Annotated in this window: 10 protein-coding genes and 3 tRNA genes; 8 read left to right on the plus strand and 5 right to left on the minus strand. The window is 71.7% G+C overall.

The window, feature by feature from the left end; all coding sequences use genetic code 11:
• Both AB0G79_RS31045 and AB0G79_RS31050 read right to left on the minus strand, forming a co-directional pair.
• Positions 1-3,015 (minus strand): type I polyketide synthase (locus tag AB0G79_RS31045; RefSeq protein ID WP_360812379.1); only part of this gene is annotated, 3,015 nt, incomplete at its 3' end.
• Entirely contained in the window at positions 3,008-10,378 is a 7,371-nt protein-coding gene (locus tag AB0G79_RS31050; RefSeq protein ID WP_360812382.1) for an amino acid adenylation domain-containing protein, read from the minus strand. The genes AB0G79_RS31045 and AB0G79_RS31050, both read right to left, overlap by 8 nt.
• A 602-nt stretch (positions 10,379-10,980) precedes the next feature.
• Between AB0G79_RS31050 and AB0G79_RS31055 the strand changes: the two genes are divergently transcribed.
• From AB0G79_RS31055 to AB0G79_RS31070, 4 genes are read left to right on the plus strand one after another with little or no spacing between them, the layout of a single operon-like run.
• On the plus strand, positions 10,981-11,850 hold the full coding sequence (locus AB0G79_RS31055; RefSeq protein WP_360812384.1) for a 3-hydroxyacyl-CoA dehydrogenase NAD-binding domain-containing protein: 870 nt from the start codon (positions 10,981-10,983) through the stop codon (positions 11,848-11,850).
• Between the two features lie 18 nt (positions 11,851-11,868).
• Complete coding sequence (locus tag AB0G79_RS31060) at positions 11,869-12,108, plus strand: hypothetical protein (protein WP_360812386.1); 240 nt, start codon at positions 11,869-11,871, stop codon at positions 12,106-12,108.
• Positions 12,109-12,134: 26 nt separating this feature from the next.
• The gene (locus AB0G79_RS31065) at positions 12,135-13,331 is read left to right on the plus strand and encodes a hypothetical protein (protein WP_360812388.1); all 1,197 of its coding nucleotides are present in this window, start codon (positions 12,135-12,137) and stop codon (positions 13,329-13,331) included.
• Positions 13,316-14,440: an acyl-CoA dehydrogenase family protein gene (locus tag AB0G79_RS31070; protein WP_360812389.1), complete on the plus strand. Its 1,125-nt coding sequence runs from the start codon at positions 13,316-13,318 to the stop codon at positions 14,438-14,440. Before AB0G79_RS31065 ends, AB0G79_RS31070 begins: the two co-directional genes overlap by 16 nt.
• Positions 14,441-14,576: 136 nt before the next feature.
• On the opposite strand, the gene AB0G79_RS31075 is transcribed toward AB0G79_RS31070, so the two are convergent.
• The 3 genes from AB0G79_RS31075 to AB0G79_RS31085 all read right to left on the minus strand — a co-directional run bounded on the left by AB0G79_RS31075 (position 14,577) and on the right by AB0G79_RS31085 (position 14,889).
• Positions 14,577-14,650: transfer RNA gene (locus AB0G79_RS31075), tRNA-Phe, on the minus strand.
• Positions 14,651-14,703: 53 nt separating this feature from the next.
• Positions 14,704-14,777 (minus strand) — tRNA-Asp (locus tag AB0G79_RS31080).
• Between the two features lie 39 nt (positions 14,778-14,816).
• Positions 14,817-14,889, minus strand: a tRNA-Glu gene (locus AB0G79_RS31085).
• Positions 14,890-15,016: 127 nt separating this feature from the next.
• Between AB0G79_RS31085 and AB0G79_RS31090 the strand changes: the two genes are divergently transcribed.
• The 4 genes from AB0G79_RS31090 to AB0G79_RS31105 all read left to right on the plus strand — a co-directional run bounded on the left by AB0G79_RS31090 (position 15,017) and on the right by AB0G79_RS31105 (position 22,128).
• Positions 15,017-15,367 carry a metallopeptidase family protein gene (locus AB0G79_RS31090; protein ID WP_360812391.1) on the plus strand — a complete coding sequence of 117 codons (351 nt, stop codon included), beginning with the start codon at positions 15,017-15,019 and terminating at the stop codon, positions 15,365-15,367.
• A 218-nt stretch (positions 15,368-15,585) separates the two neighbouring features.
• On the plus strand, positions 15,586-16,257 hold the full coding sequence (locus AB0G79_RS31095) for a hypothetical protein (RefSeq protein WP_360812393.1): 672 nt from the start codon (positions 15,586-15,588) through the stop codon (positions 16,255-16,257).
• Positions 16,258-16,455: 198 nt separating this feature from the next.
• Positions 16,456-18,771 carry a DEAD/DEAH box helicase gene (locus tag AB0G79_RS31100; protein ID WP_360812395.1) on the plus strand — a complete coding sequence of 772 codons (2,316 nt, stop codon included), beginning with the start codon at positions 16,456-16,458 and terminating at the stop codon, positions 18,769-18,771.
• A 201-nt stretch (positions 18,772-18,972) separates the two neighbouring features.
• A complete protein-coding gene (locus tag AB0G79_RS31105) occupies positions 18,973-22,128 on the plus strand; it encodes an FG-GAP-like repeat-containing protein (RefSeq protein WP_360812397.1) in 3,156 nt (1,051 codons plus the stop codon).
• The last annotated feature ends 7 nt before the right edge of the window (positions 22,129-22,135 follow it).

Below are 22,135 nucleotides of genomic sequence, written 5' to 3' on the forward strand. Positions count from 1 at the left end.
GGTGCTGGGGCCGTCGACGATGCGCTGGACGAGTTCGAGGAGGGCGACGGTCTGGTTGAGTGCGTGGTCCGCGGGGTCCTGGCCGGTGTGGGGTGTGGCGGCGAAGAGGACGTGGTCGGCTTCGGCGGGGTCGGTGACGGTGGTGGTGTCGGGGCCGGGGTGTTCGTCGGTGCCGGTGACGAACCAGCGGCCGCTCGGCGCGTCGGCGGGTTCCGCCGCGGCCTCCCGCCACTCCACACCCACCAACCAGTCCTCGTCGGACATCCGGCCCCGGGCGAGGCCCGGCTCCTCTTCGGTGAACCAGTGGCGTTCGCGCTGGAAGGGATAGGTGGGCAGGGCGACGTCGGGGCGCGCGGACGCGTACTCCTGGTCGAAGGCCTGCCAGTCGACGGTGACGCCCCGGACGTGCAGCGCGGCGAGGCTGTGGAGAAGACCGGTCACGTCCCGGCCCGGGCGCAGGCTGGGCAGCCACATCGCGTCGGCGTCCGGCAGGCATTCGCGGCCCAGTCCCAGCAGGACGGGCTTGGGACCGATCTCCACGAAGGCGCGGGCGCCCGCTTCGTACGCCGCGCGCACGCCGTCGGCGAAGCGGACCGGGGCGAGGGCGTGCCGCACCCAGTAGCCGGGATCGCACAGGAGATCGGCACCGACCGGTCCGCCGGTGACGTTCGAGATCACGGGGATCTTCGGCCTGGCGTACGTGATGCTCCGGGCGACCTCGGTCAGCGGCCCGGCGATCGAGTCCATCAGCGGCGAGTGGAACGCGTGGGAGACCTTCAGCTCACGGCCGGTGACGCCCAGCCGGGCGAGCTTCTCCACGGCCTCGGCCGTCTGGTCGCCGTCGCCCGAGATCACCAGCTCCTCGGGCCCGTTGACGGCCGCGACCGACACCAGGGGGTACGCGCGCACGACGTCCTCGATCAGCTCGGGGCGCCCGCGCAGCGAGACCATGACACCGCCCTCGGGCAGCTCCTGCATCAGACGTCCGCGCTCCGCGATCAGCCGCAGACCGTCCTCCAGCGAGAAGACCCCGGCGACGCAGGCGGCGACGAGCTCACCGACGCTGTGGCCCAGCACGGTCTTCGGCTCGACGCCCCAGGACCGCCACAGCTGGGCGAGGGCGTACTCCACCGCGAACAGCGCGGGCTGGGTGTACCCCGTGCGGTCGAGATCGCCGCTCGGCTCCTCGGACGGCTCCGGGTACAGCAGCTCCGTCAGCGACCTCCCCAGCAGCGGGTCGAGGACCCGCGCGCACCGGTCGACGGCCTGCCGGAACACCGGCTGGGTGCGGTACAGCTCCCGTCCCATGTCCGGGTACTGGGAGCCCTGACCGGTGAAGAGGAACGCGACGTCGGGTACGGACCGCTGCCCCTGTACGTGCCCGGTCAGCGCGCCGGGCTCCTCACCGGTCAGCTGCCGCACCAGGTCCTCGGCGGATTCGGCGACGACGGCCCTGCGGTGCTCCAGGTGGCTGCGTCCGGTGTTGGCGGCGAAGCACACGTCGGCCAGGGAGGCGCCGTCCGCGCCGTCGGCGACGAAGGCCGCCATCCGCGCCGACGCCTCCTCCAGCGCCGCCTCGGTCGCGCCCGAGAGGCTCAGGACGTGGGCGGGGCGGTCCGTCGGCCGTTCCGCGGGCCGCTCCTGCGGCACGGACTCCAGGACCACGTGGCAGTTGGTGCCGCTGAAGCCGAACGAGCTGGCACCGGCGACCCGCCGCTCCTCCTTCCACGGCTCGGCCGCGGTCGGGATCCGCACCGGCAGCCCGTCCCAGTCGATCAACGGGTTCGGGTTGTTGAAGTGGAGGTTGGCCGGGATCTCGGCGTGCCGCAGGGCGAGCACGGCCTTGATGATGCCCGCGATGCCGGCCGCCGACTCCAGGTGCCCGAAGTTCGACTTGACCGAACCGACCACCAGGGGGCGCTCCCGGTCACCGAAGACCGCGCCGAGCGCGGCGGCTTCGATCGGGTCGCCGAGCGCGGTGCCGGTGCCGTGCGCCTCGACGTACCCGACCTCGTCGGCGGCGACCCCGGCATCCGCCAGGGCACGGCGGATGACGTCCTGCTGCGAGGGACCGTGCGGCACGGTCAGGCCGCTGCGGTGCCCGTCCTGGTTGGTGGCGCTGCCGCGGATCACGGCGAGGATCCGGTCCCCGTCACGACGGGCGTCCTCGAGTCGCTTGAGGACGATCATTCCGCAGCCCTCGGCCCGTACGTAACCGTTGGCCTCGGCGTCGAAGGGCTTGCAGCGCCCGTCGGGGGCCATCATGCGGGCCTTGGAGAGACTGATCGTCTCGTGCGGGGTGACGATCTGGTTCACCCCGCCCGCGAGCGCCATGTCGCAGGCGCCGCTGCGCAGGTTCATCACGGCGAGGTGGACCGAGACGGCGGACGAGGAGCAGGCGGTGTCGACCGAGAGCGAGGGGCCGGTGAGACCGAGGAAGTAGGAGAGCCTGCCGCTCGCCGTGCTGGTGGTGCTGCCGGAGCTGAAGTAGCCGTCGAGGGCCTGGGCCCCGCCGGACACCATGGCCTCGCGGTAGTCCACGTTGCTGATGCCCACGAAGACGCCGGTGCGCGCGGGCAGGGACTTCACGGGCATGCCCGCGTGCTCGAAGGCCTCCCAGGAGACCTCGAGGAGCATCCGCTGCTGCGGGTCGATGCTGGCCGCCTCACGGGCGGAGATCCCGAAGAGCGAGGCGTCGAAGCGGGTGAGGCCGTCGACGAAGCCGCCGTGCCGGGTGGACATCTTGCCCGGTGCGTCCGGGTCGGGGTCGTAGAAGGCGTCGATGTCCCACCGGTCGGCGGGGACCTCGGTGACCGCGTCGCGGCCCTCGGACAGGAGCTTCCAGTAGGCGTCGGGGCCGTCGGCCCCGGGGAAGCGGCAGCCCATGCCGACGACGGCGATCGGGACGGGGCGCGAGGCGCTGTCGCGCGCCTCGTCGACCGCGGCCTCGAGCTCCTCGATCCGGGCCAGCGCCCCGCGCAGCAGAGCCTCGTACGTCTCGTTCTTCTCACGCATGGTCGATGTTCCCGATCCCGAGCTTCTTGGCCAGCAGCAGCGCCACGTCGTCCACGTCGTCCGTGTCGTCCACGTCGTTCACGTCGTCCGAGGGCCGCTTCTGGTCGATGCCCTCGGCCTCGTCCTCGGCCTCGTCCTCGTCCTCGGCGATGCCGACCACGTCCCACAGGTGAGCGGTGAGCGAGGCAAGCGTCGGGTAGTCGAAGACCACCGTCTGGCCGAGGCGGCAGCCGAACGCGGTCTGCAGCCGGTTGCGCAGTTCGATGGAGCCCAGCGAGTCCAGGCCGAGCGCGAAGAAGCCGGCGTCCGGCTCCAGGCCGTGCTCCGAGCCGAGGCTCTGCACCACCTGTTCCCACACCCGTTCGGCCAGGAGGTCGCGGCGGCGCTCCGGCTCCGTCGCCGCGAGCCGTTCCTGGAACGTCTCGGCGGGGGCGGCGGTCCGGTCGGCCGCGGGCCGCTGCTGGAAGTCGGAGAGGTACGGCACCGCACCGACCTGGTGCTCCAGGAACCTGGGCCAGTGGATCGGCAGCACGCCGACCGCGCCGCTGTCGGTGCGCGCCCCGAGCAGCGCGCCGAGCGCGTCGATGCCCTGCTTCTTGGGGATGACCCCCTCGCCCATCCGCTCCAGCTTGCGGTCGAGGCCCAGCCGGGCGCTCATCCCGGTCTCGGCCCAGGAGCCCCACTGGACGGCGAGCGCCGGCAGGCCGAGGCCGCGTCGGTAGGAGGCGAGTCCGTCCGCGTAGGCGTTGGCCGCCGCGTAGTTGGACTGTCCCGGGGCGCCGAGCGCGGAGGAGACCGAGGAGAAGAGCACGAAGAAGTCCAGCGGCAGGTCCGCGGTCAGCCGGTGCAGGAGCCACGCGCCCCGCGCCTTGGCCGCGAAGACGCGGTCGAAGCGCTCGGCCGACTGCTGGCCCAGCACACCGTCGTCCAGGACGCCCGCCAGGTGCAGGACACCGCGCAGCTCGGGCAGCTCGGGGTCGTCGGCGATCGACCGCAGGCACGCGGTCAGCTGCTCCTCGTCGCCGATGTCCGCGGCGACGGTCACGACACGGGTGCCCGCGGCACGCAACTCGGCCAGTACGGCCTCGGCGGCCGGCTGCGGAGCGCCGCGGCCCACGAGGACCAGGTGGCGCGCCCCGCGCTCGTGCAGCAGCCGGGCCGTCTCCAGGCCGAGTCCGCCGAGTCCGCCGGTGACCAGGTAGCTGCCGTCCGCCCGTACGACGTCGGTGCCGCCCTCCCCGAGCGAGGTCCGGGCGAGCCGTGCCACGTGCCGGACCTGACCGCGGTAGGCGATCTGGTCCTCGTCGTTCGTGCCGGTCCGGCCCAGCTCGGCCGCGAGCGGGGTCGCCTGCTCGGCGGCGGGCAGCGCCGGGTCCAGATCGATCTGTACGTGTCCCAGGTCCACCTGCTCCAGGCCGATCACCCGGCCCAGGCCCCACAGGGCGGCCTGCGCGGGGTCGCTCACCTCCTGGTCGGCGAAGGCCTGCGCGCCGCGGGTCACGACGGAGAGCCGCGGGGCGTTCTCGCGCTGCGTGAGGAGCGCCTGGGTCAGGTGCAGGAGACGCACGCTGTGGTCGAGCGCGGTCTCCGGGGAGCCGTCGACGGGTGCGTCGGCGGGCCAGGAGGCCACGACCAGGTCCAGTCCGGCCCCGGCCCCGTCGAGCAGGCGCGTGAAGTCCGCGGGGCCGGTCGCGTCGGCCGGGGACGCGACGACGCATTCGATGCCGTGGGCGCGGGCGGCCTCGGACAGGGCGAGGGCGGTCGGCCCGTCGGAGAGCAGCAGCCACCGCTTGTGCCCGGAGCCGGTGCCGGCGGGCAGGGGCTCGGGCGTCCACGACGTCCGGTAGAGCCAGTCGCGCCAGGCGGCGTCAGGCCGGCCGACCATGGTCTGCCGGTGCGCCCGCTTGAGGAGCACGCCCTCCATGGTGAGGACGATCCGCCCGTCGGCGTCGTACAGGTCCACGTCGCCGTGCAGGGTCTCGGGGTCGTCGCTGTCGGAGGGCCGCAGCCGGGCGTGGCACCACGCGTGCGTGCCGACCCGTTCGTGGAACAGCATCCGCTCCACGCCGACGGGCACGTAGGTGCGACGCCCGTACTTCTCGGGGTACGTCACCGTGAGCGCCAGGAAGCAGGCCTCCAGCAGGACCGGGTGGATCCGGTACGACGGTGCCTCGGCCAGCAGCTCCGTCGGCAGGGCGATCCGGGACAGGCACTTCTGGTCGTCGCGCCACAGCTGCTCGGTGGCCCAGAACAGCGGGCCCAGGTCGATCTCGCGCTCGCGCTCGCCCTGGTAGATGTCCTCGACCGGGATCTCCCCGGTGAAGCGTGCCCGCAGGTCGTCCAGCGACTCGGCGGTGCCGTCGTCCCGTCGCCCGTCGGTCAGGGGGGCGAGGCTTCCGGAGATGTGCAGCGTCCAGGGCTCCTTGGCGGCGCCGGACGAGCGGGAGAAGATCTGCAGTCCGTGCGAGCCCGGACCGTCCGGCTTGAGGACGATCTGGGCGTCCCGGTCGGCGTACGCGTCCGAGAAGGTCATCGCCCGGTGGATGAAGAAGTCCCGCAGCTCGACGCTCTCGGAGCCGAAGGCCTCCTGCCCCGCGGCGAACGCGGTCGACAGGTAGGCCACGCCGGGCATCACGATGGTCTGGAACACCCGGTGGTCGCCGAGCCACGACAGGTGCCGGGCGCCCACCACCGAACGGAAGCGGATGTCGTCGCTGTCGGCCAGGTCCAGGGCCTGTCCGATGAGCGGCGGACCCGCGGGGGCGGCCGGGGCGGTCGCCGCGGGGGCGTCGATCCAGTGCTTGCGGCGCTGCCACGGATAGGTGGGCAGCGCGACCCGGCGGTGCTCCCCGGGGGCGTACAGCCGGGACGGCTCGACGGGGAGGCCGGCCATCCACAGGTCCCTGACGCCTTCGAGCAGCTGGGCTTCCTCGCGGCCGGGGCGCAGGGTCGGCACCAGCAGCGCGGGCGCGTCGCCGAGTTCCGCGCCGACGAACTGCAGCAGGGTGGGCTTGGGCGAGATCTCCACGAAGACGGTCGCTCCGAGCCGGGCCATCGCGGTCACGCCGTCGGCGAACCGCACGGGCCGCATGACGTGCTCGATCCAGTAGGAGGCGCGGGCCATCTCGTCGCCGATCACCTCACCGGTGACGTTGGAGACGACGGGCACGCTCGGTGCCCGGTAGTCGATCGCTTCGGCGACCCGCGCGAACCGGGCGAGCATCGGCTCCATCGACGGGGAGTGGAAGGCGTGCGAGACGGTCAGCTCGCGGTGCCTGACACCACGCTCGACGAGGACGGCGACGATCTCCTCGACGTCCTGGCCCCGGCCGGACACGACGGTCGACCCGGCGGAGTTCACCGCGGCCACCGAGACGTGCTCACGGTAGGGGGCGATGAGCTCGACGACCTCGGCCTCGGGCGCGGCGACGGAGACCATGCGGCCGCCCGACGGCAGGGCCTGCATGAGCCGGCCGCGCTCGGTGACCAGGGTCAGGGCGTCCTCGAGCGTGAAGACCCCGGCCCGGCAGGCCGCGACGTACTCGCCCAGGCTGTGGCCGATCATCACGTCGGGGCGGACCCCCCAGGACTCCCACAGTTCGGCGAGCGCGAACTCGACGGCGAACAGGGCGGGCTGGGCGTACTCGGTCTCGTCCACCGGCGATACCTCGCCCTCGGCGGGGAACAGCACGTCGAGGAGCGGCCGGGCGAGCCTGCCGTCCAGGAGGGCGGCACACCGGTCGAGGGCGTCCCGGAAGACGGGCTGCGTTCCGTACAGCTCGCGTCCCATGCCGGCGTACTGCGAGCCCTGGCCGCTGAACACGAACGCGGTGCTCCCGGCCCGGCGGGTCTGCGCGGGGCCCGCCTCGGCGGCGGCGAGGGCGTCGCGCGCCTCCTGCGCATTCCGCGCGACGAGGGCGAGCCGGTGCTCGAAGGTCTTGCGTCCCGTCGCGGCGGTGAAGCACACGTCGTCGTAGGCGAGCCCGGGGTTGTCCGTGAGGTGGCGGACGTAGCGGCCGGTCAGCTCGCGCAGCGCCTCGGGGGTGCGCGCGCTGAGCGCCAGCAGCCGCGGGCGCTCGGCGCCGGCCACGGAGGCCGTGGCGGACCGGGGCGCGGGGGCTTCCTCCAGGACGACGTGGCAGTTGGTTCCGCCCATGCCGAAGGAGCTGACACCGGCCCGGCGAGGGGTGTCGGAGGCGGGCCACGGCGTGGTGGCCGTGTTGACGAAGAAGGGGCCGGACGCGAAGTCGATCTGCGGGTTCGGCGCGTTGAAGTGCAGGCTGGGCGGAAGCGTCCGGTGCTCCAGGGCCAGGGCGGCCTTCACCAGCCCGGCGATTCCGGCGGCCTCGTCCAGGTGCCCGATGTTGGTCTTGACCGAGCCGATGGCGCAGGACCGGCCCGCGAGCTCGTCGGAGCTCTCCCGGTACGCCTGGGTGAGAGCCGCGACCTCGATCGGGTCTCCCATCGCCGTACCGGTTCCGTGGGCCTCGACGTAGCCGACGGTCGAGGCGTCGACACCGGCGTCGGCCAGCGCGTCCTTGATCACGTCGGCCTGGCGCGCGACGCTCGGCGCGGTGAAGCCGACCTTGTCCGAACCGTCGTTGTTGATCGCCGAACCCTTGACCACCGCGATGACGTGGTCGCCGTCGGCCAGGGCCTCGTCGAGCCGCTTGAGCAGCACCACACCGCAGCCGTTGCCGAACAGCGTGCCCTCCGCCTCGGCGTCGAACGCCCGGCAGTGGCCGTCGCGCGACCGGATCATCCCCTCCTCGTGGAGGTATCCGCCCTTCTGCGGCACGACGATCGACACCCCGCCGGCCAGCGCCATCGCGCTCTCGCCCGACTGCAGGCTGCGGCAGGCGAGGTGCAGGGCGACCAGGGAGGTGGAACAGGCCGTCTGGACGTTGACGCTGGGGCCGCGCAGGTCGAGCTTGTACGAGACCCGCGTGGGGAGGTAGTTGCGGTCGTTGCCGAGCTTCAGCTGGAACTGGAGCATGTCGGACTCGATGAACGGCCCGGTCCCCGGGTAGCCGTGGTGCGGGTTGAGGTTGTTCACCAGGTAGGTGCTCATGCTGGATCCGGCGAAGACGCCGACCGGCCCCTGCGCGTCGCCCGGCACGTACCCGGCGTTCTCGAACGCCTCCCAGGCGCACTCCAGGAACACCCGCTGCTGGGGGTCGATGAGCGCGGCGTCCTTCGCGGTGATGCCGAAGAAGTCCGCGTCGAACAGCTCGATGTCCGGGAGTACCGCACCGGCCCTGACGTAGTCGGGGTGGTCGGCCAGCCCGGGGTCGGTCTGGTCGAGCTCGGACGTGGACAGGTGGCTGATGGACTCCACGCCGTCGTACAGGTTCCGCCAGAACGCGTCGAGGTCCCCCGCACCGGGGAAGCGGCCCGCCATGCCGATCACCGCGATGTCGGCGCCCGCGGTGGACGCGCGGCCGCGCCGGGCACGGGGTGCGGCGGCGGTGGTGGTGCCGTCGCGGTCGAGGTGGGCGGCGAGCCCCCGCACCGTGGGGTGGCTGAACAGGTCGACGACGCCGAAGGGCCGGCCGAGCAGCTCGGTGAGCCTGCGCTGCACCTCGACCAGGTGCAGCGAGGTGCCGCCGATGTCGAAGAAGTTGTCGTCGGCGCCGACCGACTCCAGGCTCAGGACGTCCTGGAGGACCCCGGCGACGAGCTCCTCGGTCGGCGAACCGAGCCTGGTGGGCGCGGTGCCCTCCAGCCGTTCGAAGACGGCGGGGGCGGTGAGCTTGCGGCGGTCGGTCTTGCCGCTCGACGTGAGCGGCATCGCGTCGCGCACGGGGTAGGCCTCGGGCACCATGTGGCGCGGCAGCCGGTCGGACAGGTACGTGTGCAGCCGCCTGGCCAGCCCGTCGCGGACGGCTTCGTCGCGGGGCACCAGGTGGGCGACCAGCCGCTTGTGGCCCTGGACCTCGTGCGCCAGGACGACGGACTCGTGCACGTCGGGGTGGGCGGCGAGCAGCGCCTCGATCTCGCCGGGCTCGATGCGCATGCCCTGGATCTTGACCTGGTCGTCCATCCGGCCCAGGTGCTCGACTGCGCCGTCCTCCGTCGCCCGCGCGAGGTCGCCCGTGCGGTAGAGCAGACCGTCCCCGAACGGGTCGGCGACGAAGCGCTCGGCGGTCAGGTCCGGGCGGCCGAGGTAGCCGTCGGCGACGCCCGCGCCCGCGATGCACAGTTCGCCCTCGGTACCGGCCGGCACCTGGCGGAGTTCCGCGTCCAGGACGTACACGCGAACGTTGTCGAGGGGCAGCCCGATAGGCACGATCGTGGGCCACCCCGCCGGATCACCGCTGAGCGTGCACGTGGTGGCGTCCTGGAACTCCGTCGCCCCGTAGTGGTTGTGCAGGCGCGCCCCGGTGCGACGGAACAGCTCGGCGACGGCGGGCGTGATCTGAAGCCGCTCGCCCGTGGTGACCACCTCGGCGAGCGCCAGGGGAGCGGTGCCTCCGGAGGCGGCCTCGGCGAGCTGGGTGAGCGCGGTGACCGGGACGAAGAGGCGCTCGATGCGCTGCTCGGAGAGGAAGTCCGCCAGGGCGAAGGAGTTGCGGCGCACCTCGTCGTCCGCGAGGACGAGAGTGCCGCCGAAGCACAGCGTCGAGAAGATCTCGTGGAAGGAGAAGTCGAAACTCACCGCGCAGAACTGGGCGGTGAGGGAGCCGCAGCTGTCCGGCCGGGTGCGGTCGTGCCAGGTCAGCATGTTGACCAGGGCCCGGTGGGGCATCACGACGCCCTTGGGGCGGCCGGTGGACCCGGAGGTGTAGATGACGTAGGCGCCGGTGTCGGGATCGACGGCCGGTCGCTCCGTCCGGGCCCGGCCGCTTTCGCCGCCTTCGCCCATTTCGCGTCCGGTGTCCGGTCCGTGCTCGTCGAGGACGAGCACTCGGGCGTCGTCGAGGGGGAGTTGGCGCGACCCATCGGTGATGAACACGCCGATTCCGGCCTGTTCTGTGATGTACCGCTGCCGTTCGTCCGGATCTGCGACATCCATGGGGACGTAGGCGGCGCCGGCCTTGAGGACGCCGAGCATCGCGGCGAAGAGCTCGGGGGTGCGGCGCATGCACAGGCCGACGGGCTCGCCCGGGCCGACTCCCGCGGCCAGCAGCCAGTCGGCCACGCGCTCGGCGGAGGAGTCGAGTTCACGGTACGTCAGCTTGCGCGCTCCGTGGACGACGGCGATCGCGTCGGGGCCTCCTCGCCCCCGCGAGCCCTCGGGGTCACGGGCCGTCCGCTCGAAGAGCTCGTGGACGGCAAGAGGGGGAACATCGGTGGAGCGCCCCAGCCACTCGCTCGCCGTGCGCTGGGAGTTGGGGCCAGAGCTGCCGGCCGAGCTGTTCATGGTGCTGTTCCCCCAGAGTGTAACTACCGTTCACACGTAAGTTGTTGGCGGAGCCCAGCGGGAATCAACAGGAATTTGATTTGGCTACGGAGCACGCAATGAGACCCAAATCGGACAGATTCAGGCGTTCGGACTCGCGTCAGGAGTAAGGCAATTGCGTGTAAACCACTGGGCACGACAACCAGGGTAAGCACGCATGCCCCCCCGCTGGCAAGGGGGTTTGGTCGGCTTGCGTGACCCCCGTCCTCGACCCTCGCAGGCCCCCCGGCCTGGATCGATGTTGCACGGTGGCCATGGCATTGTCCAGTGGAGATTGTGTTGCTGTGATCACTTGGGAGGGGCACCCTCGACAGGTAAGGTGCTGAGGGGGTTGACTTGCCACAGCTGTTGACAACATCGCAGCTCACAAGTCCTGTCCAAGGGATGCGACTTCAGGAACGAGTCTTCATTTCTGCCCGGGGGCCAGGGGTGCTGACGCCTTTGGTTCCCGGCGAGTGAACGCTTTATTCGTTCTTTCCGGAAACACCAATCGAAAGACCGACGACTTCACGACCGGGATCGTCGCGATCACGGGTCAGTGCGGGGAGATTGAGGTAGTAGTCATGGTGAACGTTCGTACCGTCGGTGTCATCGGCGCCGGGGTGATGGGAAGGGGCGTCACCGTCGCGCTGCGGCAGGCCGGGTTCAAGGTGATCCTCGTCGACCGAAGCGAGGAGATCCTGGCGCGCACCCAGGCCCAACTGCGGGACGACGTCCGGCTGTACTCGATGCTCGCGCCGTCCTCGGCGATCACCGCCGAGGAGCTCGTCGCGGAGACGGTCTTCACCACCGACCTCCAGGAGCTCGCCGCGGCGGACCTGGTGGTCGAGAACGCCACCGAGCTGTGGGAGGTGAAGCGGCCCATCTACGAGCAGCTCGGGAAGATCTGCCGCCCCGAGGTCATCATCGCGGTGAACACCTCCGCCATTTCGATCACCCGGCTGGGCGCCCTCACGGGCCGGCCGGAGAACGTGATCGGCATGCACTTTATGAACCCGGTGCCCCTGAAGCCTACGGTTGAAGTCATCCGGGCCCACCACACCTCGGAATCGACGATCGAGGCCTCGCGCGAGTTCCTGTCGGCGCTGGGCAAGAAGACCATCGTCGTGAACGACTCCCCTGGATTCGTCACCAACCGCGTCATGATGCTCACCGTCAACGAGGCGGCGTTCCTCGTGCACGAGGGCGTGGCGTCGGCGGCCGACACGGACCGGCTCTTCGTCGAGTGCTTCGGTCACACGATGGGCCCGCTCGAAACCGCCGACCTCATCGGGCTCGACACCGTACTGCTCTCGATCGAGGTGCTGTACGACGAGTTCAAGGACAGCAAGTACCGTCCCTGCCCGCTGCTGACCAAGCTCGTGGACGCGGGGCTGCACGGCCGCAAGAGCGGACAGGGTTTCTTCAACTACGAGACCGCCAAGCGCGGCTGAAAGAGAGGGCCAAGACCAATGGACAACAAGGCTGCCATCCGCGAGTTCATCCTGGAGAACATCTCCGAGTCGACCGTGGGCGACGACGACGACATCTTCGAACGGGGCCTGGTGCGCTCGATGTTCGTGATGCAGCTGGTGCTCTTCGCGGAGCAGGAGTTCGGCATCTCGGTCACGGGTGACGACCTGCAGTTCGACAACTTCCGTACGGTGAACCGCATCGACGGACTCATCACCCGCAAGCTGGCCGCAGTCTGAGGGACGGCCGACGGGGAGGCTTTCGGATGCCGACGGTGAATATCCGTCTGAATCAGCGGGTGCCGGACGATCTGGCTTCCGAACTGATGAAGCGGCTCTTCTTCGTGTCCAGCTCGATCGAAGAGTTCAAGCTGTTCAAGGAAGACGGCTTCGTGGACAGCGTGGAACTCACGCTGTCCGCAACAGATTCCGGCGATCTGGCCGAAAAGATCAACAGAATGGTGGCCGAACAGATCCTTACCCAGCGCCCGATGCCGCCGCGTGTGGTGTGGGAGTCGCCGGTGTCCGAGACCGAGTTCACGGACACTTTCGCCGAACTCCAGGCGCGGGGTGACGTGTTTGTGTCGGGTGAGGGTCAAGTCGGCTTCGGGGAGCCGCTGATATCCCTCTTCGCCTTCCTTGACAAGAGGCTGCGGGCCATCGCGCTCAGCCTCGACCACGCGAGGGAGTACCAGTACCCCACGCTGCTGCCGACGAGCGTTCTGGACAAGTTCGGATACTTCGGGTCGTTCCCGCAGTTCCCGATGTTCGTGACCCGGCTGCACAACGACATCGACGTGTACGAGCGGTTCGTCGAGCAGTACAAGGCCGAGCAGCGGCTTCCGGACGACCTCTTCGCGCACTGCTCCAACCAGGACTACTGCCTGCCGCCGACCATGTGCTACCACAGCTTCCACCAGTTCCAGGGAAGCCGGATGGCGGGCGACTCGGTCGTCACGGCGCGGGGCAAGGCGTTCCGGCACGAGTCCCGCTACCACACGAGCCTGGAGCGGCTCTGGGACTTCACCATCCGCGAGATCGTCTTCATGGGCACCCCGGAGTTCGCGGCCGAGTGCCGCAACTCCGTGATGCGACAGACGTTCGCGCTGATGGAGGAGCTCGAGCTGGTGGGCCGGTGCGAGGTGGCCAACGACCACTTCTTCGCCAACGCCGACACCGCGGGCAAGATCTTCTCGCAGCGGATGATGGAGCTGAAGTTCGAGCTCCTGCTGCCGGTGGCGTCCGACCGGTCGATCGCCATCGGTTCGTTCAACCTTCACGGGCACTTCTTCGGGGAGTCCTTCGACATCCAGGGACCGCAGGGAGGACCGATCGCCAGCGGATGCGTCGGGTTCGGCCTCGAACGGCTGGTCCATGCCTTCCTGAGCCAGCACGGCAGCGATCCTGCGGCATGGCCGGCGGCAGTGGCACAGGGGATTGGAACGCAATGCAGTACGCACTGACCGCGCAACAGCGCGAAGACCAGGCCGTGTTCGCGCGGTTCGCCGATGATCACCTGATCCCCCGGGCGAACCACTGGGACCGGGAGCAGGCCCTCTCCGACGACATCGTCGAACTGCTGGGGAAGTCCCGTCTCCTGGTGCCGACCCTGCCCACCGAGGCGGGTGGCCAGGCCATGGACACGGAGACGTACGGCTTGCTCAGCGAGGAGCTGGGCCGCGGCTGCGGCAACATCCGCAACCTGGTGGCCGTCCAGGGAATGGTCGCCCACGCCATTCTCAAGTGGGGCACCAAGGAGCAGGCCGACCGCTGGGTGCCGCGCATCGGCACGGGCGAGACGGTCGGAGCGTTCGCGCTCACCGAGCCGGAGACCGGCAGCGACGCCAGGAACGGATCGACGACCGCCGAGCGCGTCGGCGAGACCTTCGTCCTCAACGGGCGCAAGAAGTGGATCAGCTTCGGCCAGCGTGCGGGGATCTTCCTGGTCTTCGCCCAGCTGGACGGTGACCCCGCGGCCTTCGTCGTCGAACGCGGCACCGAGGGCTTCAGCACCGAGCCGATCTCCGGTCTCCTGGGCCTGCGCGCCTCCGAGCTCGCCGAGCTGACCTTCGACAACTGCGTCATCCCCGCGGCCAACCTCATCAGCCACGGCCGTCTCACCTTCGACCTGGTGGCCACCGGCTCCCTCGACTACGGACGGTTCAGCACCGCGTACGGATCCGTGGGCCTGGCGCAGGGCTGCCTGACCGCGAGCCTGGAGTACGCCCGGGAGCGCACGCAGTTCGGCGTGCAGCTCAAGGACCACCAGCTGGTGCGGGGCCTGCTCACCGAGATGATCGCCTCGGTGGAGGCGGCGCGACTGCTCTGCCGGCAGGCGGGCGCGCTCCGTGCCGTCAACCACCGGGACGCGATCCGCCACACGCTGATCGCCAAGTACTTCGCCTCCCGGGCCGGATTCCAGGCCGCCAACGACGCCGTACAGCTCCACGGGGCGAACGGCGTGGGTCCGGACTTCCCGGTGCAGCGCCACCTCCGTGACGCCAAGATCCAGGAGATCATCGAGGGCACCACCCAGATCCAGCAGGTCCAGATCGCCGACCTGACGCTCTGAGGCCACGGGCCTCGGCAGGCCGGGAGAAGCCTGCCGAGGCCACCGGCGCTCCGGACCGCCGTGGCTCCCCGGCCGCGGTGGACCCCCGGGAACCACGAAAGCCTCCTGACGATGACGTCAGGAGGCTTTCGACATGTGGCTGGGGCCGGGGTCGAACCGGCGACCTATCGCTTTTCAGGCGATCGCTCGTACCAACTGAGCTACCCAGCCAGGGGCATCCCCCCGCTCGAAGAGCTTGGGGACGAAGCTGTCTCCAGCTTCAGCGACTCTGACGGGACTTGAACCCGCGACCTCCACCTTGACAGGGTGGCGAGCTAACCAACTGCTCCACAGAGCCTTGCATTGTGCGAGAACTAGTCTCGCACACGGTCATGCGTACCCCCAACGGGATTCGAACCCGTGCTACCGCCTTGAAAGGGCGGCGTCCTGGGCCACTAGACGATGAGGGCTAAGGGCCCACCTGCGCACTTCCCAGTGCGTCGGGGACGTGAGAAGCATATGGGATGTCGGCCGGGATCGCCAAAACGGTTCTCGGGCACCCTCGGCCAGGACCCCCTTACGGGGGAGAATGGGCCCGTGCTGGAGATGACGCGCGAGGAGTTCGAGGAACTTGTCGCCGAGGCGCTGGACCGGATCCCCCCGGAGCTCGCCCGGCTGATGGACAACGTCGCGGTGTTCGTGGAGGACGAGCCCGCCCCGGACGACCCCGAGCTGCTCGGGCTCTACGAGGGGACGCCGCTGACCGAACGCGGTGAGTGGTACGCCGGCGTGCTGCCGGACCGGATCACGATCTACCGGGGGCCCACGCTGCGCATGTGCGAGTCGCACGAGGACGTGGTCGCGGAGACCGAGATCACCGTGGTCCACGAGATCGCCCACCACTTCGGCATCGACGACGCCAGGCTGCACGCGCTCGGCTACGGCTGAGCCGCCCCGCGGCGGGCCGGGCGGCGCGGGCGGGCCGGGGGCGGCCCGGCCCGCCCGCGCACCGTGTCTCTTGTGACGCGCGGGGAGTTGGGCAGGGCGACGCGTTGTTCCCTGCCTGTTGTGTCCCTGGAGGTGCCCCCGTGCGCCATTTGCCCACCCCGGTGAGATGGGCGGCCGCCGCGCTGGCCGTCGCGGCCTGTGCCGGTCTGAGCGGCTGTATGAGTGTGAGCGACGAGGGGGCGAAGCCGGTGCCCGCCGCGTCCGGGGGGAAGCAGGGCGGGACGACCGCGTCCGACGGCGGGGGCGGCGGCCTCCCCGGCGACGGGGGCGACGGCTCCTGGGGCGGCCGGCCGGCCGAGGGCGGCGAGCCCGACGCGAAGGGCGGCACGTCGAGGTCCCCGGGTCCGAGCGGATCCCCCTCGGCCTCCGCGTCCCCCTCGGCGGGCGCGAAGGTCCCGGTGGAGGGCCCGACCGGCGTCGACGGCGTGACGAAGATCCCCTCGGCGAGCGGCAGCGGTTCCACCGCGGGCGGCTCGACGGGTCCGGGCGGGGGCTCCGCCGACGGCGGGGGCGCGGGCGGCGGCGGGAGCGACGGCTCGGGCGGCGGCAGCGGCGGCGGTGACGCGGGGAGCGGCGGCGGGGACGGCGGCGGCGAGCCCGACACGTCGGGCGGCGGCGGGACGACGCCGGAGCCGGAGCCGACGACGCCGGAGCCGGAGCCGACGCCCGAGCCGACGACGCCGGACCCGGAGCCGACGCCCGAGCCGACCTCGAACCCGACCGATCCGCCGGCCCCGGCACCCGAGGCCCAGCTCGGCGGGATGCGGGCGGCGGACGGGCCGGAAGCCCCCTCGGAACCGGCCGCTTCGCCCCAGGCCGGACCGGTGTGACGTAGTCCGATTTGCCACGGGTGGGGGAGGGTGCGTATGGTGGTAGATCGTTTGATCCCATTGCCCGGCGCCGAAACAGAAGAGCGCCGTGTGGCGCGTACTCTCCCTAGCCGTGGCTGACCGCATTGAGGCGGTCGATTTGCGAATTCACGGAGTTGACGGGCGCGTGCCGAGACTCCGGAAGGTTTCGCATTTCGCATGTCCATTTTCAGTTCTGACCACGCCGTCATGCCCGAGAACGACGAGATCGTCGAGGCCGTGGTGGCCTCCGAGACCGCCGAGATCGTGGAGATCGTCGACGTCGTCGAGGCGGACGACCTCGACACGGACGTCGTCGACACCGACGAGGACTCCGAGGAGTCCGACGAGCCCACCATCACCTTCGGCGACCTCGGTCTGCCCGAGGGCGTCGTGCGCAAGCTCGCCCAGAACGGCGTCACCACCCCCTTCCCGATCCAGGCGGCGACCATCCCGGACGCCCTGGCCGGCAAGGACATCCTCGGCCGTGGCCGTACCGGCTCCGGCAAGACCCTCTCCTTCGGTCTCCCGCTGCTCGCCACCCTGGCCGGCGGTCACACCGACAAGAAGAAGCCCCGCGGCGTCATCCTCACGCCGACCCGCGAGCTCGCGATGCAGGTCGCGGACGCCCTCCAGCCGTACGGCGACGTGCTCGGCCTCAAGATGAAGGTCGTCTGCGGCGGTACGTCCATGGGCAACCAGATCTACGCCCTGGAGCGCGGCGTCGACATCCTCGTCGCCACCCCGGGCCGTCTGCGCGACATCATCAACCGCGGCGCCTGCTCCCTCGAGAACGTCCAGGTCGCCGTCCTCGACGAGGCCGACCAGATGGCCGACCTGGGCTTCCTGCCCGAGGTCACCGAGCTGCTCGACCAGGTCCCCGAGGGCGGTCAGCGACTCCTCTTCTCCGCGACGCTGGAGAACGAGATCGACACCCTCGTGAAGCGCTACCTGGTGGACCCGATCACGCACGAGGTCGACCCGTCCGCCGGTGCCGTCACGACCATGACCCACCACGTCCTCGTCGTGAAGCCGAAGGACAAGGCCCCGGTCACCGCCGCGATCGCCGCCCGCAAGGGCCGCACGATCATCTTCGTCCGCACCCAGCTGGGCGCCGACCGCATCGCCGAGCAGCTCCGCGAGTCCGGCGTCAAGGCCGACGCGCTGCACGGCGGCATGACGCAGGGTGCCCGTACGCGCACCCTGGCCGACTTCAAGGACGGCTACGTCAACGCGCTCGTCGCGACCGACGTCGCCGCCCGCGGCATCCACGTCGACGGCATCGACCTGGTCCTCAACGTGGACCCGGCCGGCGACCACAAGGACTACCTGCACCGCTCGGGCCGTACCGCCCGTGCCGGCCGCTCCGGTGTCGTGGTCTCCCTGGCCCTGCCGCACCAGCGCCGTCAGATCTTCCGCCTGATGGAGGACGCGGGCGTCGACGCCACGCGCCACATCGTCGGCGGTGCCGGCGCCTTCGACCCGGAGGTCGCCGAGATCACCGGCGCCCGTTCGCTCACCGAGGTCCAGGCCGACTCCGCGAACAACTCGGCCAAGCAGGCCGAGCGCGAGGTCGTCGACCTGACCAAGCAGCTCGAGCGTCTCCAGCGCCGTGCCGTCGAGCTCCGCGAGGAGGCCGACCGCCTGGTGGCCCGCGCCGCCCGTGAGCGTGGCGAGGACCCCGAGGCCGCCGTCGCCGAGGTGACCGAGGCCGCCGAGGCCGAGATCGCCGCCGCCGCCGTCGAGGCCGAGCGTGCCGCTCGCGCCGAGGAGCAGCGTCGCGAGGAGCGCCCGGCGTTCCGCGACGAGCGCGGCAACTACGAGCGCCGTGACCGTGGTGGCGACCGTGGCGGTGACCGCGGTGGCTTCCGTCGCGACGACCGCCGTGACGACCGTGGCGGCGACCGTGGTGGCTTCCGCCGCGACGACCGTCCGTCGGGTGGTTTCCGTCGTGACGACCGTCCGTCCGGTGGCTTCCGCCGCGACGACCGTCCGTCGGGTGGTTTCCGTCGTGACGACCGCCCCTCCGGCGGTTTCAACCGTGACGACCGCGGTGGCGACCGTGGTGGCTTCCGCCGCGACGACCGTCCGTCGGGTGGTTTCCGTCGTGACGACCGTCCCTCCGGTGGCTTCAACCGTGACGACCGCGGTGGCGACCGTGGCGGCTTCCGCCGCGACGACCGTCCCTCCGGTGGTTTCCGTCGTGACGACCGTCCCTCCGGTGGCTTCAACCGCGACGACCGCGGTGGCGACCGAGGTGGCGACCGTGGCGGCTTCCGCCGCGACGACCGCCCGTCCGGCGGCTTCCGCTCCGGTGGCGGCGACCGTCCGTTCAACCGCGACCGTCGTGACGACCGTCCCTCCGGTGGCTTCCGCTCCGGTGGCGGCGACCGCCCCTACGGCCGTCGTGACGACCACCGCGGCTCCGGCCCGGCCGGTTCGACCGGTGGCTTCGGCCGCCGCGACGACAAGCCGCGCTGGAAGCGCAACGGCTGAGACCGTGTGACCTGACGAAAGGGACAGGGCCCGTACGAGCACTTCGGTGCTGGTACGGGCCCTGTCCCTTTTCCGCTGCCCGGTACGCCGTTCGACGGGATACGCTCGCCCGGTTGACGCGGGCGGGGGCGCGGGCCGGGGGGCCGGCGGAGTCTCCTCCGCCCTTTCCGCACTTCAGGTTTCCCCCGGGGAGGGGCCTTCTTGTCTCGTCGTCTCATCCGCGCGCGGCACCCCCGCACGCGTACCGCCGTCCTCGCCGCAGCGCTCCTCGCCTCGGCGGTCGGTCTCCCGCCCGCCGCGACCGCGCAGGCCTCGCCGATCGTGGGCATCGACCAGCTGGACATCACGCCGAACTGGCGGGCCGTGCCGCGCCACGACGTCGTCACCGCCGTCGGCGCCACGGGGTACGCGCACGCCACGGAGACCGCCGGGGTCGCCCCCGGCGGGCCGCTGGAGTGGACCGACTTCGCGAGCGGCGCGCGCGTCCCCCTCGGATACGGGGCGTACGAGGCCGGGCACGGCACCTTCGCCGAGGCCGGCACCGGCGGGCGCCGCCTCGTCGTGCGGCGCGGCGGCGTCCCGTACGTGCGGGATCTGACGGCCGGCACCGAGCAGGCGCTCTCCGTGCCGTCGGACGCCCGCTACCGGGCGCTCCTCGGCGAGACGCTGCTCTTCCAGCGGTACGCCTCCGCCGCCGACACCACCACGACCACCGGGTTCCTCCTGCGGAGCGCCGCCGACCAGGCGGCCGCCCCGGTCACCGTGACCGGCTGGCCCGCCGGGGCCGACCTGGACCGGGCGCGGCTCGTCGCGGGCGACGCGTCCGTGGCCGTCCTCCGCTTCGGCCGGGTGCCCGCGCCCGGCCCGGACGGGACCCCGGAGCCGTACGCCCCGAGCGACCTCGGCGTCGTGGACCTGAGCACCGGGCAGATGACCGTGGTCCCGGCCCCCGCCCCGGACGGCAACGGCGTCGCCGTCAGCCCCGACAAGATCGCCTGGGTCGACGGCTCCCGCACGGTGCACGTGCGGGAGCGCGCCGCGCTCGGCGGCGCCGAGCAGACCTTCGCCCTCCCGGAGGGCCTGAGCGCCACCCGTGTCGCCCTGGTCGGCGAATGGGTCCTGGCGCTCGGCGACGCCACCGGCGCCGACGCCTCCCTCCGGCGGCGGCTCGACGCGCTCCACCCGGACGGGCGGACGCAGCGGATCGCGGACCGGGCCGAGGGGGAGCTGACGCAGCTGCCCGGCGGGGGAGCGGCCTTCGTCGGCGGCACGTCCGCCACGGACTGGTCCCTGCTCAAGGCGATCCCGGGCAAGAGCGGCGGCGCGCCCGCCGTCGAGAAGCTGCGCCGGGTGGAGCCCCTGGAGGCGCGGGTCGACGCGCTCGCGCTGGGCTCGGGCCGGCTGTCCACCCTGGAGCCCGACACCGGCAAGGCCGGTTTCCACTCCCGTACGCTCCCGGTCGGTCCCGTGCACACCGGCCAGTCCGGGCCCGCGTACGCCGGGGCGGAGACGGGCCGTCTGGAGGCCACGACCCCGCTGTTCGACAGCGGCGACGGGCGGACGGTCCACCTGGCGCGGGCGACCGCGACCGGGTCGCTCGACGTCGTCGCCCGCCGCGCGAACGGCACGGCGACCCGTGTCGCGACCGGGCGGAGCGAGGGTCGGATCGCCGACGTCTTCGGCCGGTGGGCCGTCTTCCAGACGGGCCTGGCGACCGCGCAGGGCCAGGTCCTCACCGGGCAGGACATGCTCGTCGTCGACCTGGACACGGCGAGGACCGTCCGGACGGTGACACAGCAGTCGGCCGCGGCGCTCTGGGGCGACACGCTCTACACGCCGACGCCCGTGACGGGAGAGGTCGGCCGGGTCGACCTGGTCACCGGCAAGGACCTCGGCAGGATCGCCACGGGCGCCACCTGCCGGCCCACGGAGCTCCAGACGGCGGGCCGCTGGCTGTACTGGGCGTGCGCGGGCTACACCAAGCAGGGCGTCTACGACCTCGTCACCCGCAAGGCCGTCCCCCTGGCGGCCGGTGTCGCCACCGGCGCGCTGCTCGGCGACGGCTACCTCATCGAGCGGGGCACCGACGGGTACCTCCGGATCACCGACTTCCACACGGACAGGGCCGCCGCGGTCCGCCGCTTCGTCGACGCCACGCAGGTGGCCGCGGCGCGGCGGGTGGCGTGGACGGTGGACCGCTTCGGCGGGGCCGTCGCGTACAAGGACGCCCGGAACCTCGTCCACACGGTGTGGACGAACGTGCCGACCTCCGACCTGACGGCGCCCTCGTCCGGCGCCCCGGCCACCGCGCTGTCGAAGAACGGCTGGAAGGCCTCCTGGACGCTGTCGAAGCCGGCGTCGAACTGGGAGCTGACCCTCCGCTACCCCGTCAGCTGGACCGTGATCCGCACCTACCGGGCCAACGAGACCCGGGGCCGCGTCGACGCGCCCGTCTGGGACGGCCGGACGGCGAGCGGATCGCCGGTGGCGAACGGCTCGTACGCCTGGGAGCTGACGGCCCGTACGGCCGACGGCAAGGGCCGGGACCTGTCGCTGACCGGCACGGTCAAGGTCTCCGGCGGCCAGCCGGCCTGGCGCGACCTGGCCGGGAAGGACGGCGCGGGCGACCTGATCGTGATGGACACGACGGGTGTCGTCTCCCTGTACCGGGGCACCGCGTACGGCACGCTGTCGGCGCGGATCGCGGGTTCGGGCGTGAAGTTCCCGACCGCCTCGCTCTTCGTCCCGTCCGGTGACGTGAACGCCGACGGCTGCGCGGACGTCCTGGTCCGCGTCCGCGACGAGCTGCGGTCCTACCGGCCGGGCTGCGACAAGGTCCTCTCGGGCGCGTCGCCGTACACGCTGGTCGGCACCGGCTGGGCGCAGTACGACACGCTGACGTCGCCGGGTGACATCAACGGCGACGGCTTCGCGGACCTGGTCGCGCGTCAGACGACCACCGGTGACGTCTACATGTTCGGGGGGACGGCGGACCACCGCCTGAAGCCCCGGATCCGGATCGGCACGAACTGGAAGGTGTACAAGAAGATCGTCGGCGCCGGCGACATGAACCGCGACGGCCGCGCCGACCTGATCGCCGTCGACGGCACGGGCTACCTGTGGCGCTACCGCGGCACGGCGACCGGCGGGGTGCTCGCGCGTGAACGGATCGGCTCCGGCTGGAACATGTACTCCTCCGTGACCGGCGTCGGCGACATCTCGGGCGACGCCTGCCCCGACGTCGTCGGCCGCGACACGACGGGCTCCCTCTACGTCCACCAGGGCACCTGCGGCAGCGGCTACGGCTCCCGCTACCGGCTCGGCGGCGGCTGGAACGTCTACAAGGGCCTCTACTGACCCACCG

It is taken from the genome of Streptomyces sp. NPDC020807, assembly GCF_040641575.1.
Taxonomy (GTDB): Bacteria; Actinomycetota; Actinomycetes; order Streptomycetales; family Streptomycetaceae; genus Streptomyces.

Bases quoted from the DNA above. Each gene is read 5' to 3' on its own strand.
- AB0G79_RS31050 (WP_360812382.1), bottom strand. From the start codon at position 10,378: ATGAACAGCTCGGCCGGCAGCTCTGGCCCCAACTCCCAGCGCACGGCG.
- AB0G79_RS31055 (WP_360812384.1), top strand. From the start codon at position 10,981: ATGGTGAACGTTCGTACCGTCGGTGTCATCGGCGCCGGGGTGATGGGA.
- AB0G79_RS31060 (WP_360812386.1), top strand. From the start codon at position 11,869: ATGGACAACAAGGCTGCCATCCGCGAGTTCATCCTGGAGAACATCTCC.
- AB0G79_RS31065 (WP_360812388.1), top strand. From the start codon at position 12,135: ATGCCGACGGTGAATATCCGTCTGAATCAGCGGGTGCCGGACGATCTG.
- AB0G79_RS31070 (WP_360812389.1), top strand. From the start codon at position 13,316: ATGCAGTACGCACTGACCGCGCAACAGCGCGAAGACCAGGCCGTGTTC.
- AB0G79_RS31095 (WP_360812393.1), top strand. From the start codon at position 15,586: ATGAGTGTGAGCGACGAGGGGGCGAAGCCGGTGCCCGCCGCGTCCGGG.
- AB0G79_RS31100 (WP_360812395.1), top strand. From the start codon at position 16,456: ATGTCCATTTTCAGTTCTGACCACGCCGTCATGCCCGAGAACGACGAG.